The sequence below is a fragment of the Desmonostoc vinosum genome (assembly GCF_059505385.1).
On record NZ_JCACKM010000169.1, the window covers coordinates 1 to 14,522 of the forward strand.

13 protein-coding genes are annotated in these 14,522 nt (G+C 42.8%); 6 read left to right on the top strand and 7 right to left on the bottom strand.

All coding sequences use genetic code 11. From position 1 onward, the window contains the following. Positions 1–48 precede the first annotated feature (48 nt). The 5 genes from bchM to AC5JMF_RS22530 all read right to left on the bottom strand — a co-directional run bounded on the left by bchM (position 49) and on the right by AC5JMF_RS22530 (position 5,384). The gene (bchM, locus tag AC5JMF_RS22510) at positions 49–741 is read right to left on the bottom strand and encodes a magnesium protoporphyrin IX methyltransferase (RefSeq protein WP_495797940.1); all 693 of its coding nucleotides are present in this window, start codon (positions 739–741) and stop codon (positions 49–51) included. Between the two features lie 186 nt (positions 742–927). Beyond that, on the bottom strand, positions 928–2,115 hold the full coding sequence (nagA, locus tag AC5JMF_RS22515; RefSeq protein WP_495797941.1) for an N-acetylglucosamine-6-phosphate deacetylase: 1,188 nt from the start codon (positions 2,113–2,115) through the stop codon (positions 928–930). 150 nt (positions 2,116–2,265) lie between these two features. Continuing rightward, positions 2,266–3,039, bottom strand: a complete 774-nt coding sequence (locus tag AC5JMF_RS22520) for a PspA/IM30 family protein (RefSeq protein ID WP_495797942.1) — start codon at positions 3,037–3,039, stop codon at positions 2,266–2,268. Positions 3,040–3,193: 154 nt separating this feature from the next. Next, entirely contained in the window at positions 3,194–3,940 is a 747-nt protein-coding gene (locus AC5JMF_RS22525) for a PspA/IM30 family protein (RefSeq protein WP_495797943.1), read from the bottom strand. 232 nt (positions 3,941–4,172) lie between these two features. Beyond that, complete coding sequence (locus tag AC5JMF_RS22530) at positions 4,173–5,384, bottom strand: hypothetical protein (protein WP_495797944.1); 1,212 nt, start codon at positions 5,382–5,384, stop codon at positions 4,173–4,175. A gap of 158 nt (positions 5,385–5,542) precedes the next feature. Here AC5JMF_RS22530 and AC5JMF_RS22535 point away from each other — a divergent pair, with 158 nt between their 5' ends. From AC5JMF_RS22535 to AC5JMF_RS22545, 3 genes are all read left to right on the top strand, one after another. Further along, positions 5,543–6,775, top strand: coding sequence for an RNA-guided endonuclease InsQ/TnpB family protein (locus AC5JMF_RS22535; protein WP_495797945.1), 1,233 nt, complete (start codon positions 5,543–5,545; stop codon positions 6,773–6,775). Positions 6,776–6,841: 66 nt separating this feature from the next. Continuing rightward, on the top strand, positions 6,842–7,393 hold the full coding sequence (locus AC5JMF_RS22540) for a DciA family protein (RefSeq protein ID WP_495797946.1): 552 nt from the start codon (positions 6,842–6,844) through the stop codon (positions 7,391–7,393). Positions 7,394–7,877: 484 nt separating this feature from the next. Continuing rightward, a complete protein-coding gene (locus AC5JMF_RS22545) occupies positions 7,878–8,192 on the top strand; it encodes a hypothetical protein (RefSeq protein ID WP_495797947.1) in 315 nt (104 codons plus the stop codon). A 129-nt stretch (positions 8,193–8,321) separates the two neighbouring features. Here AC5JMF_RS22545 and menB read toward each other — a convergent pair whose 3' ends face one another. Next, positions 8,322–9,155, bottom strand: a complete 834-nt coding sequence (gene menB / locus AC5JMF_RS22550) for a 1,4-dihydroxy-2-naphthoyl-CoA synthase (protein ID WP_495797948.1) — start codon at positions 9,153–9,155, stop codon at positions 8,322–8,324. A gap of 23 nt (positions 9,156–9,178) precedes the next feature. Here menB and AC5JMF_RS22555 point away from each other — a divergent pair, with 23 nt between their 5' ends. Beyond that, positions 9,179–9,535, top strand: coding sequence for a DUF4351 domain-containing protein (locus AC5JMF_RS22555; protein ID WP_495797949.1), 357 nt, complete (start codon positions 9,179–9,181; stop codon positions 9,533–9,535). 82 nt (positions 9,536–9,617) lie between these two features. On the opposite strand, the gene menD is transcribed toward AC5JMF_RS22555, so the two are convergent. Further along, the gene (menD, locus tag AC5JMF_RS22560; RefSeq protein WP_495797950.1) at positions 9,618–11,501 is read right to left on the bottom strand and encodes a 2-succinyl-5-enolpyruvyl-6-hydroxy-3-cyclohexene-1-carboxylic-acid synthase; all 1,884 of its coding nucleotides are present in this window, start codon (positions 11,499–11,501) and stop codon (positions 9,618–9,620) included. Positions 11,502–11,651: 150 nt separating this feature from the next. Between menD and folB the strand changes: the two genes are divergently transcribed. Next, on the top strand, positions 11,652–12,017 hold the full coding sequence (folB, locus tag AC5JMF_RS22565) for a dihydroneopterin aldolase (RefSeq protein WP_495797951.1): 366 nt from the start codon (positions 11,652–11,654) through the stop codon (positions 12,015–12,017). Positions 12,018–12,350: 333 nt separating this feature from the next. After that, positions 12,351–14,291 carry a tetratricopeptide repeat-containing S1 family peptidase gene (locus AC5JMF_RS22570; RefSeq protein WP_495797952.1) on the top strand — a complete coding sequence of 647 codons (1,941 nt, stop codon included), beginning with the start codon at positions 12,351–12,353 and terminating at the stop codon, positions 14,289–14,291. Positions 14,292–14,522: the final 231 nt, after the last annotated feature.

Below are 14,522 nucleotides of genomic sequence, written 5' to 3' on the forward strand. Positions count from 1 at the left end.
ACCAAAACGCGAAATCTAAAAAACCTACCCATAAGAGCCTCATCCCCCTCATCCCATATCACGCGTGGCTTCTAGTAGGCGAGAAAAATAGAAGCTAGTTTTAGTCATAGATTGTCTTTGCACTGAAAAGCCGTTATTATCTAAAATTTTGATAACATCAGCCTCACGATGTAGGTAAGCACGAGTGGCTTTACTGGCTCCTGGAAAGAAACTACCAATTTTTTTAAGTATGCTCAAACCAAAAGTTTTCGGCGCAAAACTGAGAATTATCCGTGACTGTGCTAAAGAACAGAGGTGAGAAATCATCTCGTCTGCCTTTTCTTGGGGATAGTGAATTAGAACATCCAAGCAAATAACTGTATGGTAGCTACCATTTAAAGACTCTAAATCCTGGACGACAAAATTGGGATTGTCAGCATTTCCCAACATTTCCGTGGCTCTATCCTTGGCTTCTGTCACCATTTTTTCAGATATATCGCTGGCATAAACTTTAGCCCCATCTGCCGCTAAAGGAATGCTGAGACTACCAACACCACAGCCAGCATCACAGATTGATAGCCCTGATAAATTATTATCAGCTTTTAGCCAGCCGAGAACTGTATCCACTGTTTGCTGGTGTCCATTACGGATATCCAGTTGCACTTTGTTGACTTCGCCATCACCGTAGATTCGCCTCCAACGGTCAAACCCTGTGGAATTGAAATACTCACGAACAATCGTTTTATCGTCGGCTGCGTTCATAAACTTTGATTTTTATCGGTTCCCAATGTTTAAAATTATCATATGAAAATGGGGAGTAGGGAGTGGGGAGTAGGGAGTAGGGAGCGGGGAGAATAAATAATTACGAATTACGAATTACGAATTACGAATTACGTTAGCGCAGCGTTAGCGAGTCCTCGAGCGTCATTACGAATTACGAATTACGAATTACGAATTATATAGTGTTCGCTGCCAAGTCAGTTCTTTTGTGGTTTCATCCCAATGCCAACGCAGTAAGTTGGCAGGTTGATGTGGGGTAATTCCTGGAAGACCAAGTGCTTTTCTTGGTGCTTCTGTAGCTAGGGCGATCGCATCTTCTACATCGCAGATACCCCACTTTACCAAATTCTGCACTCCTACCAATAGAGGTAAAGTTGTTCCTGATAAAGTGCCATCTGGTAGTTTAGCTGTGCCGTTGTTGACCTCAATTTGCCGACTGTCCCAAGGATACACCCCATCGGGCAATCCTAAAGGGGCGAGGGCATCGCTGACGAGGAATAGCCCATTACCTTGATGATCAAAGGGGGAATGGCTAGCACGAATCAGAATTTGTAACATCGTGGGTGAAACGTGCTGTCCATCGGCAATAAAACCACACATAACATCAGGATGGATAATAGCTGCTCCTAATAACCCTGGTTCACGGTGATGTAAAGGTGGCATAGCATTGAAAGCGTGAGTTACCATCGTTGCACCCAACTCAAATGCGCGTTGTGCTTGGTTTGCCGTTGCCTGAGAATGCCCTAAACTCACAACAATACCCAAAGAACGCAGATATGGAATGACCTCATCGGTTGGATCTAATTCTGGTGCTAAAGTAATAATTTTAACAACGTGAGCATAATTGCCTAAAACTTGCTTGACTTCTGCAACCGTTAAAGGTAACAGGTACTCTGCCGGGTGTGCGCCGCGCTTTTGATAATTTAAAAACGGCCCTTCTAAATGTACTCCTAGAATCTTGCTAAGCGATTGTTGATTAGGGATAATATCGGCAATGACAGCAAGCGATCGCTGGATATTTTCTACCGACGTTGTTACCAAAGTGGGTAAAAATCCATCTATTCCTTCATCCCACAAAAATTGCGAAATTTTTTGCATAATAGAAACGCTTTGCGCCTGTAAATCAGGAAATGCCAATCCCAAAGCGCCATTAATCTGTAAATCGACACCACCCAAAGAAATCCAATCACCAGTAACATCCAACACTTGCAAATCTGGTGCAGGCACTCGTTTAAAAACTGTACCCATTGGCAAGATGAGCTCAATTATGCCTTGATGGTTCACCAAGAGCATCTGCAAACCTTGATAGCCGGGTACTCGTGCATTAATAATATCGATATTTGTAGCGATCGTCATCACCTTGAAAATGGGGAGTGGGGAGTGGGGAGTGGGGAGTGGGAAAAAAATATTTTCATCCCCTCGTTATATTCGCGTAGTGTTGCATAACCAAGCAAAATCCCACAACCAACAGGCGTGGGACTAGTTGAAATAAAATTTTTGACAATGTTACATTTGATCCAATTGTTTGCGTAGAGAATCCAACTCAGCATCAACAACTTCATTCGATTTGGGAGGGGTGGTTTGTTGTTGTGGTGGCAGTTGGGGCTGGTTTGGCGGACTGGCGGGTGCTAGGGATGCTTTTAGGGCTGCTAGTTCGTCGTCAACATCGCTGCTGGATTCCAAACGGGCAAATTGGCTTTCTAAATCTGCACCTGCTAATTCTCCTGCCGATTGGGCACGAGCTTCTTGCATCAAGACTTTTTCTTCCATCCGCTCAAAGGCAGCCATTGCACTGCTGGTATTCATGCCACGCACCATGCCTTGGAGTTGCTCTTGAGCTTTGGCGGTGGTGATCCGAGCTTTGAGCATTTCTTTCTTGGTTTTAGCCTCAGAAATTTTGCTTTCTAGCTGGATGAGGTTACGCTTGAGGGTTTCAACTTGAGTGCTTTGCTGATCTAGACTAGCTTTGAGAGCTGTGCTGGTATCAGTGTAAGTCTTTTTGCGTTCTAGAGCTTGTCGTGCTAAGTTTTCATCACCTTTTTGCAGCGCTAGTTGAGCATTACGTTGCCACTTATTAATTTCATTTTGAGCGTCATTATACTGTTTTTCAGTGCGCTTTTGGGCTGCGATCGCCTGGGCAACTCCTTGGCGCAGTTGTACCAAGTCTTCCTGCATTTCCAGGATGGCTTGTTCTAGCATTTTTTCTGGATCTTCTGCTTTACTGACCAAATCGTTAAGATTAGCACCGACTACTCGCTTAATGCGATCAAATAATCCCATAACTTTGTTTTTCCTTTTGTGGTTTACGCGCTTGGCAGTACAGTTAGCTTGTTTATTTTTTTATAGCTACCTATTTCAATGTAATCTTTCCGGTTTGAATCGGTACCTCCCCACAAGTTTTAAATTATGTAATGATGTGAAACCTACCCAAGCTCTAAGGTTCCTGAGTGGGCAATTCTTTGTGGGAAGGCAGTGCTGTTGTTTTCCCTTCGCTGAGGCGATAGCTTTGAGGATTTTCAGCATCATTTAAAACCTGTGCCTTCATGGCTGCTAGTTCAGCATCAACATCATTTCCAGATTCTAAAGAAGCAAATTTTGTTTCTAGTTCATCGCTACCGAGTTGAGCAATAGCTTCCGATTGAGCTTCTATCTGTAAAACTTTTTCCTCCATGCGCTCAAAGGCATTGAGACTACTGGTAGTAGAGACTCCGCCAAGCATTTCTTGGAGTTTATAAGTAGCCTCCGCCGAACGGGCGCGGGCAATATACATATCCTTTTTGGTTTTTGCTTCGGAAATTTTGGCCTCTAGCGTCCGCATATCCTTTTTGAGTCTAGCTACTACTTCGTTTTGCTGCCCTATTTGTTGAGAGAGCGCGGTGGCTGTTTCTTTATAAGCTTGACGTTTGGTAAGCGCTTCCCGTGCTAGAGGTTCGTTGCCTTGTTGCAGCGCTAATTGGGCACGACGATACCATTCTTCAGCATGAGATTCGGCAGAGGCTGTTTGCCTTTCGGTGCGTTTTTGGGTGGCGATTGCTTGTGCTACTCCCTGCCGCAATCGCACCAAGTTTTCCTGCATTTCCAACACAGTTTGTTCCAAAATCTTTTCTGGATCTTCTGCATTGCCTATCAAACTGTTAAGGTTAGCGCGAATTACCCGCAGGATACGCTTGATTAGTTCCATATCAGCTCTCCATAAAATTCAGTGCTGAGTTGTGAGTGCTGAGTACTGAGTTTTGATGATTACTCATAACTATCTGTGTAGATACCCTGCCTCAATCTCATGCCGAGTAGTGAGTATAGAGTTCCGAATATTAATATTTTTGAATTTGCTTAGCACAGGCTAACGCCCGGCTACCGCGCTTCAGAACTCAGGACTGTTATCTCATGGTATCGTAGATTTTTGCAACTCATAGTTACTCAATCCGTGCTTTAATTCCTTGTGCCTGAAGCTGTTGCAACCTTCGTTTTACCTGCTCTTGTGTTTTCAAGGCAGCCAGATAAATTACCTTGCGATCGCTGGATAAATAGGCATCGGGAACGATTTTACGAGCAGCAGCAAGAGCGCTTTCGCCTTGATTGTCTGTCACTACATGATAAAGTCCATCTACTCCGGGTGTGATTTCTACATTAGTCTGTGGAGGGGTGATGGTTGGTTGCGGCGATGGCTGTGCTGTTGGAGTTGGTGACAAATTCACAGGAGGTAAGGGTTGCACCTGTGGTAATGGACTGACAACAGGGGGGGCGACAGGTGTCTGGATGACAACGGGGTTAGGTGGTGCTGGGGAGTTAGTTTGAACTTTGGGTTTTAAGCCAACCACATCATTAGAGTCTCTAACTTCAGGAAACTCCTTCTGCGCTAGATTAGGATATTTAGGAATAGGTGTAATCTGTGGCTGAGATGCAGTATTACTAGTCACTTCTTCAGGAGTTTCTGTACTATTAGATGAGTTATTGTTAAATATTTTACCTACATTCAATTGTGATAAGCTTTTGGGATTGAAAACGACATAGCCCAATGTCAGGCTAGATAACAGTAACAGCAGTATGGAACCAATACCTAAAGGTGATAGCAGACTGTCGCTAGAATTACTGGGTTTTTTGGTTTCTACTTGTTCTTCTGTAAGGCTTCGCAGCAGTGCTTCACTAGATTCTAAATAGTCATCTGGTTGTTTGGGGGTATTAACTGGCTGTATGGTACTTTCACTCTTATGAGCTTGAGTAACTGTCGGTACGATGCTACTGGTATTTGGCGGCGGTGGTGGAATTTGTGTTTTGACAGTTTCGGGGATGGAGGATTGCTTGGGATGATCTAGTTGCTCAGTTTTAGCTATATTTGGTGTTAATTTCGCTTGAGAATTGATAGCTTCGGGGATGTGTGGCTCTTTTGATAGCTGGGTTTTGTCTACTGTTGTGAGTGTAGAAACTAATTGCTGAGTTTGAGCGCTGATTTTTTTATCCACATGGGTTTGATTGGTTGTCCTAGAAGCATTTCGCGCACGTCGGTAGCGAGCTAATTCTTGATCTAGCCGAACTTCTAAACTCGCTAGTGCTGCTGCTAGTGGTGGCTTCAACCGAGGTGTTTTAGACAATTGAGTGCCAGAATCGATTAGGGGTTTTTGAGTCATTGCCTGTGTGCCTCAAACGTAGACGGCTAGATTAACTTTAGATACATTTGTGCCAATAATAGCGAAAATTATCAAAAAACTGGGTTTAAAACCCCGTCATTCTACGACGGCTTTATGCTTTGTGTGTTAGCATAAATATGTGGTAATTGGTCGATGACATGATTGTTTACGAGTTTAAGGTCAAAGGGAAAGACAAGCAATATCAAGCGATAGACGAAGCAATTCGGACTAGTCAATTCATTCAAAATAAGTGCTTACGCTATTGGATGGATAACAAAGAATCAAAGGTAGACAAGTATGCACTGAATAAATACTGTGCGGTATTAGCTGCTGAATTTCCGTTTGCTGATGAATTAAACTCAATGGCTAGACAATCTGCTGCTGAACGTTCTTGGAGTGCAATAGCTCGGTTTTACGACAACTGTAAGAAGAAGGTTAAGGGAAAGACAGGTTTTCCTAAGTTTAAGAAAAACTGCCGTTCAGTTGAGTACAAATCGACTGGGTGGAAACTATCTGAACCGAGGAAGGTTATCACTTTCTCCGATAAAAAAGGGATTGGTACTTTAAAACTCAAAGGAACCTACGACCTGAATTACTACGACATTAAACAGATTAAACGAGTGCGTTTAGTGCGTCGTGCCGATGGGTATTACGCTCAATTTGCAATCGATGTTGATGTCAAGGTAGAAAGTCAACCTACTAATCAGGTTGTAGGTATTGACTTGGGATTGAAGTATTTCATTGCCGATAATAAAGGCAACGTAGAACAATCCCCGCAGTTTTACCGCAACTCAGAAAAACAGTTGAACCGCGCTAAGCGCAAAAAGTCTAAGAAGTTTAGCAAGGATAGAAAAAAAACTCTTCTCAAGCAATCAAACAATTACCACAAGGCTAGAAATAGATATGCTCGTAAGCATTTAAAAGTAAGTAGGCAACGAAAAGAGTATTGCAAGAGACTGGCATACTCCGTCATCCAATCTAACGATTTGGTAGCTTATGAAGATTTAAATGTCAAAGGGCTGGTACGTAATCGACATCTAGCTAAATCAATCTCTGATGCTGGTTGGTACACTTTCCGCTTATGGTTAGAATATTTTGGTCACAAATATGGGCGATGTACTGTTGCAGTTCCTCCCCATAATACGAGCCAAAATTGTTCCAACTGTGGCGAAAAAGTGAAAAAATCTCTATCTACAAGAACCCATGTATGTCCTCATTGTGGATATGTGGAAGATAGAGATGTCAACGCGGCAATCAATATTTTGAAATTAGGACTCAGTACGGTAGGGCATACCGGAACTTACGCTACAGGAGATTTGCCCTCTTGGGCAGTTGGGGCAACCCTGCTGTCTAACGGCGAGTCTATGAATGTAGAATCCCCACGCCTTTAGGCTGGGGAGTGTCAACTAATAAGATAGACCCAAGAACCAAGCTCAATTTTTGTTCTTGTTAGGTGGATGTCGTTGAAATCAATTAATGATGTTTTAGATGTTCTCGAAAAGCAGGCTAAATGGCAAGAGGAGCCATTTCAGTGCCTCCTCAAGTGTTGGGCAGAAATTGTGGGAGCAACGGCAGCGGCACATACGCGTCCACAATCTATTCAACGTGATGTTTTGTGGGTAGCAACTTCTAGCGCTGCTTGGGCACAAAACCTCACCTTTGGGCGATCGCCTTTGCTAGTAAAGTTGAATCAAAAACTAGCAAAGCCATTAATTGATATTCGCTTCTCCACCGCCCTTTGGCAACAAAAACCATTAGAGCCAAAACAGCAACAAATTTTACCCCATGAGCATCCTAGTTATTTGGGCGATGAGGTTAGCCTTGAGGATGTGACACCAATCATACAAGATGCCAACGCTGCCTTTAAAACTTGGGCTAAAAAAATGCAAGCGCGATCGCATCATCTACCCCTATGTCCCCGGTGTCAATGCCCCACCCCAGTCGGTGAACTCCAGCGCTGGAATGTATGCTCTTTGTGTGCTGCTAAGCAGTGGGGAGTGGGGGGATGAGGGGGATGTGGTTCGACTTCGCTCACCAACCGAAAGATGTGGGAGAAATTTTCTCCGCGTCCCCGCGTCCTCTTCCCCATTCCCAAAAAGATTATTCGTTGAGCAAAATTTATTTGAGAGCAATTTCTAAATTCTCTCGGCAGTAGATAAAAACATCTCAGTCTTAAGAGATAATCCTCAAGACTTAATCGAAAAATCTCGGCTTTTAGTCATCCTTAAAGATAAAACTCAAAGTAGTTCTAGATTTAAAGCTTTTCTGTTATCCTTGATCCCTAATAGTTTTGAGCCAATATTCGTAGCTCCCAATTTCATAAAACATATACAAATATAACGAGAATATAAAAATATCCTAAAGTTTATTTTTTTGCGGGGATCGCTGAAACCCATACTAAATAATGATTTTTTGGCTTTATTACGTATATGTATGTAGGAGGAAAATATAAGGACGAAAAACAGTCCTAAATGGCACAAAAGATGAACCCAAATGAAACCCATTAAATTTTCCGCATCTGCCTGTCGATATTGCCGTCATTACCAACCGGAAGGTCGTCGTGGAGGAATGTGCCAGCAACTAGGGGCACTAGTACAAGCAAGTTGGAAAGCTTGCTCTTTGGCACTGCCGCCTTTTGCACCTTCTTGGGAAACTTTAGAAGATGCCTGGAGTTTACCAGATGCAACACCTGTTTTAACATCTGCTCACTCTTTAGTTTCTGATTTAGAGAATGCCGCTCTTGCTTCTTTAGAAGAAACAACTATTTGCACTTCACAAGAGGCAAACACTAAGCGGGTGCTTGTTTAGCATCTCATAATTACTGTCATTAGTTTGTAGTCTGTTTAACATAAGATTTTCTTTTAAAATTTTTGTTGCTGTAAATTTTAAACCTTCCAAAAATCGCACCTCACTAAGAAGTGCGATTTTTAAAATTTATTAAGGTAGCCAAGGGAAGGTGCGAAAATTAGGTGGACGCTTTTCGAGAAATGCTTGTTTCCCTTCTGATCCCTCTTGTGTCATGTAATAGAGTAAGGTGGCATTACCGGCGAGTTCTTGTAAGCCAGCTTGCCCATCACAATCAGCGTTGAATGCGGCTTTGAGACAACGAATTGCGATCGGACTTTTTTCTAAAATTTCTTGTGCCCATTGAATACCTTCAGTTTCTAGTTGTTCTACAGGAACAACACAATTTATTAAACCCATTTCTAAAGCTTGTTGGGCATCGTATTGGCGACAGAGAAACCAAATTTCTCGCGCTTTTTTTTGTCCGACAATGCGGGCGAGATAGCTGGCTCCAAAACCACCATCGAAACTGCCAACTTTCGGGCCAGTTTGGCCGAAAATGGCATTATCTGCGGCAATGGTGAGATCGCAGATTAAATGTAAAACATGTCCACCACCGATCGCATATCCAGCTACTAAAGCAATCACTACTTTGGGCATAGAGCGGATTAGGCGTTGTAAGTCTAGCACGTTTAAGCGAGGGACACCAGCATCATCCACATAACCAGCATGTCCCCGCACACTTTGATCGCCGCCTGCACAAAAAGCATATTTGCCATCTGTATGGGGGCCAATGCCAGTAAATAAAACTACGCCAATAGTAGTATCTTCGCGGGCATCACAGAAAGCATCGTATAGTTCAAAAACCGTTTTAGGACGAAAAGCATTACGTTTGTGGGGACGGTTGATGGTGATTTTAGCGATGCCATCGGTTTTGTGATACAGAATATCTTCGTAGGTTTTGGCAGTTTGCCAGTTGATTTGCATTGGTATAGAGTGGACTGTTGTGCTTGAGAATTTTATCGCGGACTAGGGGACAAGCGATCGCTAAGATTATAGATTTAGTGGCGACGATTATTGTTTACAAGTTTTCTACCTTAAATCGAAAGGAGATTGAGGCTATGTTGGGACTTAATTTGGAAGAACCACGGGCTATTCTGGAAGCAAAGGAAGAAGGACGTGAAGAAGAAGCGCGATCGCTTATTCTTAAACTATTAAACCGCCGATTGGGTAAAGTTCCTCAGCAGTTTCAACCCCAAATTCAGGCTTTATCGGTGGAACAGTTGGAAGCTTTAGGTGAGGCTTTGTTAGATTTTTCTGCTATGGCGGATTTGGAGGGGTGGTTACAAGATCAAGCAAAAGGGTAAATTTTTGGATCAAAGCGATCAATTTTTCAAGGAGTAGGCACAAACAAGAGTGTTATCTACATCAAATGCAATAATAGAATAGCTAAATTACAATATCAGCTGCAAATCTAGGTAAATTCTCCTGTCGCCACTTGGTATCTTGTTTACGATTTGTCTGCAACTCCAAAACCCGAATTCCTGTATTTGGTAGTGGGTTTAATTTTTGCTGTAACTGTTGCCAAGAAGTAATCAATTCATGCTGCACACCATACGTAGCGCATAACTGAGCAAAATCAATATCTTGAGGAGTGCCGAAAAACTCTTCAAATGGTGGGTCAAATTTGGCGATGGGTAACATTTCAAAAATGCCGCCGCCGTTGTTGTTAATTAAGATGATTGTTAGGTGTCCGACAAATTTATTGCGGATTAAAAAACCATTTGTGTCATGTAATAAAGCTAAATCTCCTGTTAACATCACACTACTTTGCTGGCGATGGGCTATTCCTAAAGCGGTGGATAATGTACCATCAATGCCATTTGCACCCCGGTTAAAATGCGATCGCACCCCTAAATTATTCGGTTGCCAGAAAAATTCCACATCCCGGACAGGCATACTGTTGGCAATAAATAGCGGCGTTCCTGATGGGAGTATTTGAGACACCACCCATGCAACTTTGCCTTCAAATAAATTTTCCATTTCCGCCAACGTTTGGTTGATAACTGTTCTCACTTGCTTTTCTGCTGTACACCATTGTTGAAGGTAGTTAGAAGAGGACGCGGGGACGCGGGGACACGGGGACACGGTGAAAGTTTCAAAACAATTCTCCGCGTCTCCCAGTTCCCTCATCACCGCGTCCTCTTCTCTACTCCCCAAGTCTTCAATACTAATCCGCAGGTGAGTTGTCCTCCCGTGGAGAGGATCGAGGTTTTGGTCGCTGTTGTCTATTATCCAGCGTTGAGAATTTGTAGCTTTGAGCCAGTTACGTAATACTGGGCTAGTTGGCATTTCGCCTACTTGAATCACCATTTCAGGTGCTAGCTGCTTTGCTAATTGCTGATTTCGTAGAATCTGGTCATAAGTGGAAATTAAATAGGGGTTAAGGTCAGCATAATTTCTGATTGGTGAAAGTCCTTCTGCTAATACTGGCCATTGCAGAGTTTGAGAAAGGTATGCGATCGCTCTACAATATTCCTGTGGTTGCTGTGTTTGGGCAACACCAGCGATGATGATGCCGCGATCGCATTTTTGCCATTGTTGGGGAATTGGGAATGGGGAACTTGTGCTGAGCGGACTTGTGCTAAGCATAGTCGAAGCAGTCGAAGTATTGGGTATACCTGCAAAGAATTCTTCTGGAGAGAATTGTGCCAGTAATGATTGTAGAGACGCGCTATCATGCGTCTTAACATCGGGAATGGGTGCAAGAGGATCGCGAAAGGGAATATTGAGATGTACTGGGCCCTTGTTGGGAGCTGGCTTTAGCGAAACTCCTCCCCCGGAGGCTCGCTCCCAGCTATAAATTATCGTTTGTCGTAGATAGGCTAGGATTTCTCTGTCTGGAGAAGGTAAAGCTAGCTCTGCTTGCCAGTTTGGGTAATTACCGTATAGTTTCCACTGGTCTATTGTCTGTCCAGAGTGGCAATTTCGTAATTCTTGTGGTCGATCGCAAGTGAATACCAACAAGGGTACACGACTTTCTCTAGCTTCAATCACCGCAGGATAAAAGTTTGCCCCTGCTGTTCCAGAGGTGCAAATCAGTACTACAGGACGCCCGGTTACTTTTGCTTGTCCTAGAGCAAAAAAGGCCGCAGAACGTTCATCAAGTATAGAAATTGCTTCAATATCGGGTGCTTGCTGAGCAAAAGCAACTGCTAGAGGCGTAGAACGCGAGCCAGGACAAATGACAGCACAAGTCAATCCTAGACGCTTTAGGGTCTCTGTTAAGATATAGGCCCAAATTTGATTAATATTTTTATAAGCGATCGCCATCAAATTGAGTATACCAGTTAAAACAATATTAAATTTTAGATTTTAATGAGGAAAATTCCATTTAGAATCCATCTGAGAATATTAAGTGGTATCGCTTGATATTCCGTCCATTGGACACCAAATGTAAAATTAATTCACACTCAAGCTTTTATGGATTGTATTCATATAATGGGAATTCGCTGCTATGGCTATACTGGGTATCTACCTGAAGAACAGGTATTAGGACAATGGTTTGAGGTAGATCTCAAATTGTGGTTGGATATCTCCACCGCAGCTAAGACTGACGAAATCACCGATACTCTGGATTATCGCAACATCATCAGTTTAGTAAAAGACCTAGTGAAGACATCTAAGTTCGCTTTGGTAGAAAAGCTAGTCACAACGATCGCCGACTCTATTCTGCAACAGAGCGATCGCTTGACACAAGTCCAAGTCATCCTAAGTAAACCCAGCGCACCCATTCCAGACTTTGGCGGCAGAATTAGCATTGAGTTGACTAAAACTCAGTCTAATTGAATGGGGAATGGGGAATGGGGAATGGGGAATTAAGCATTAAATCCCCATTACAAAACTTAATTACGAATTACGCGCTTCGCAGGGGTAGCGTAAAGCCTACGGCATAGCTTCGCTTAGAGCGAGGTACGAGCGTCATTACGAATTACGAATTATTCTCCCCTTATTCTCCAAACAGCGATCGCAGTTTTGTATAAATCTGCTAATCTTTAATCATGAAAAATAGATCCCTAAAAGTAAGTGTTGGAGTTAATAAAAAAGCTTGAGCATGAACCCGATTAGGAAAAAAAATCTATTTTTCTGGAATGTTAGATAATGTTATTAAAAATTAAATCTATGAAACTTAATCATGCACTTACACCTGCAATCTTGGGAGTAACAATCGCTCTTGTGCAACCACAAACTGCTATGGCGCTATCCTCTACAGAGGTAGGGAAAATTGCTAAGTCCATCACAGTGCTGATTGATAATAAAAGCAGTTCCGGGACTGGGGTAATCATTAAAAAAGAAGGCAATGTTTACACTGTACTCACCGCTAAGCATGTGATCGAAACTCAAGCAAAATATGACATTGTGACTCCAGATGGTCAGCGTTATGCGCTCAACTATAGCACTGTGACGAAAATGTCAGGAGTAGACTTAGCCACTGTACAGTTTACCAGTAACCAAAATTACCCGGTTGCCAAGGTAGGCAACTCAGATGAAGCTATAGAAGGTACAACAGCTTATGTTGCGGGGTTTCCGCAGGCAAACGCGGTAATTTCTGATTCGATTTACAATTTCATTGCCGGGCAGATTACTGCTAATGCCTCAAAACCTCTAAATGATGGGTACGCTTTGGTCTACAGCAATAATACTTTACCAGGGATGAGCGGCGGCCCGGTGCTGAATGAAAAAGGCGAACTAGTGGGGATTCACGGCAGAGGCGATACGACTGAGAATTTTCAAGTTTCTGAACGCAATCCTAATGTTGTAATTAAGACAGGCTTTAATTTGGGTGTTCCTATCAACACCTTTTTGAAACTGTCAGTGGGAACTAGGGTAAATCCGCCGCAGGTCAATTTTCCCGTCAACCCTACAAACACAACACCAAGAGCTGACGACTTCTACATTCAAGGTGGAGATAAGTATAAAAAAGGAGATTTCAAAGGGGCAATCGCCGACTATACTCAAGCGATTAAGCTCAATCCCAACTATGTGAATGCCTACAATGACCGAGGAATTGCTCGCTCTCGGATAGGTGATGCTAAAGGGGAAATCGATGACTATAACCAAGCAATCAGGATTAACCCCAATTATGCTAATGCCTACTACAACCGAGGGATTGCTCGTTCGGAGATGGGAGATAAGCAAGGGGCGATCGCAGATTACACTCAAGCTATTAAGATTGACCCCAAATATGTCAACGCCTACTATAATCGCGGCAATACCCGCTCTAACTTAGGTGATAAGCTGGGGGCGATCGCAGACTATAACGAAGCTGTCAAAATTGATCCCAAGTATGTCAACGCCTACTACAACCGAGGAAATGCTCACTCTGCTTTAGGCAAAAAGCAAGAAGCAATCAACGATTATACCCTAGCAGTCAATGTTGATCCCAAGTATGTCAACGCCTATTACAACCGGGGAATTATCTATTCTCAGTTAGGGAACTTGCAAGCATCTATTGCCGATTACACTCAAGCAGTAAATATTGATCCCAAATATGTCAACGCCTACTATAACCGAGCAATTGACCGCTCTGCATCAGGAGACAAACAAGGAGCAATAGCAGATTACACCCAAGCTATCAAGATTGACCCCAAATATGTCAACGCCTACTATAACCGAGGAAATATCTACTCGGATTTAGGAAATAAACAAGAAGCAATAGCAGACTATAACCAAGCTATCAGGATTGATCCCAAATATATCAATGCCTATTACAATCGGGCAAATGCTCGCTCTGCTTTGAAAGAGTATAGAGAGGCAATTAATGATTACAATCAAGCTCTCAAGCTTGATCCTAAGTACATTAATGCTTATAACAATCGGGGTCTGGCTCGCTCTAATTTAGGAGATAAAAAAGGAGCAATAGCAGACTTTAACCAAGCCTTGAAAATTGATGCCAACTATGCTAATGCTTACTACAATCGAGGACTTGACCGCTCGGCTTTAGGAGATAAACAGGGGGCGATTGGAGATTTACAGAAAGCTGCTGACCTCTATCAAAAACAAGGCGAAGTTGAATTTTCTCAAAAAGTATTGCAGTACATTAGAAAGCTTCAGCAGTCATGAGAAAAACGCAGTGATGCAAAGATGTAATTTGAATCACGATTAGCTAAAACTAGCAGAGGGGCAGGGGGAACAAGCCCCATTGGTGTCAACTTAACGTAAAAGTTATGTCCAGCAAGAAATAAATTTCTTGGCGGGTGAGGAAGCCAACACCGAAGCTATTTCTAGCTTAAGTTGACACTAATAGACTTCTTGCAAAAATACTTGAACCGTCAGAGACTCAAGTCTCTGCCT

Bases quoted from the DNA above. Each gene is read 5' to 3' on its own strand.
- bchM (WP_495797940.1), bottom strand. From the start codon at position 741: ATGAACGCAGCCGACGATAAAACGATTGTTCGTGAGTATTTCAATTCC.
- nagA (WP_495797941.1), bottom strand. From the start codon at position 2,115: ATGACGATCGCTACAAATATCGATATTATTAATGCACGAGTACCCGGC.
- AC5JMF_RS22520 (WP_495797942.1), bottom strand. From the start codon at position 3,039: ATGGGATTATTTGATCGCATTAAGCGAGTAGTCGGTGCTAATCTTAAC.
- AC5JMF_RS22525 (WP_495797943.1), bottom strand. From the start codon at position 3,940: ATGGAACTAATCAAGCGTATCCTGCGGGTAATTCGCGCTAACCTTAAC.
- AC5JMF_RS22530 (WP_495797944.1), bottom strand. From the start codon at position 5,384: ATGACTCAAAAACCCCTAATCGATTCTGGCACTCAATTGTCTAAAACA.
- AC5JMF_RS22535 (WP_495797945.1), top strand. From the start codon at position 5,543: ATGATTGTTTACGAGTTTAAGGTCAAAGGGAAAGACAAGCAATATCAA.
- AC5JMF_RS22540 (WP_495797946.1), top strand. From the start codon at position 6,842: ATGTCGTTGAAATCAATTAATGATGTTTTAGATGTTCTCGAAAAGCAG.
- AC5JMF_RS22545 (WP_495797947.1), top strand. From the start codon at position 7,878: ATGAAACCCATTAAATTTTCCGCATCTGCCTGTCGATATTGCCGTCAT.
- menB (WP_495797948.1), bottom strand. From the start codon at position 9,155: ATGCAAATCAACTGGCAAACTGCCAAAACCTACGAAGATATTCTGTAT.
- menD (WP_495797950.1), bottom strand. From the start codon at position 11,501: ATGGCGATCGCTTATAAAAATATTAATCAAATTTGGGCCTATATCTTA.
- folB (WP_495797951.1), top strand. From the start codon at position 11,652: ATGGATTGTATTCATATAATGGGAATTCGCTGCTATGGCTATACTGGG.
- AC5JMF_RS22570 (WP_495797952.1), top strand. From the start codon at position 12,351: ATGAAACTTAATCATGCACTTACACCTGCAATCTTGGGAGTAACAATC.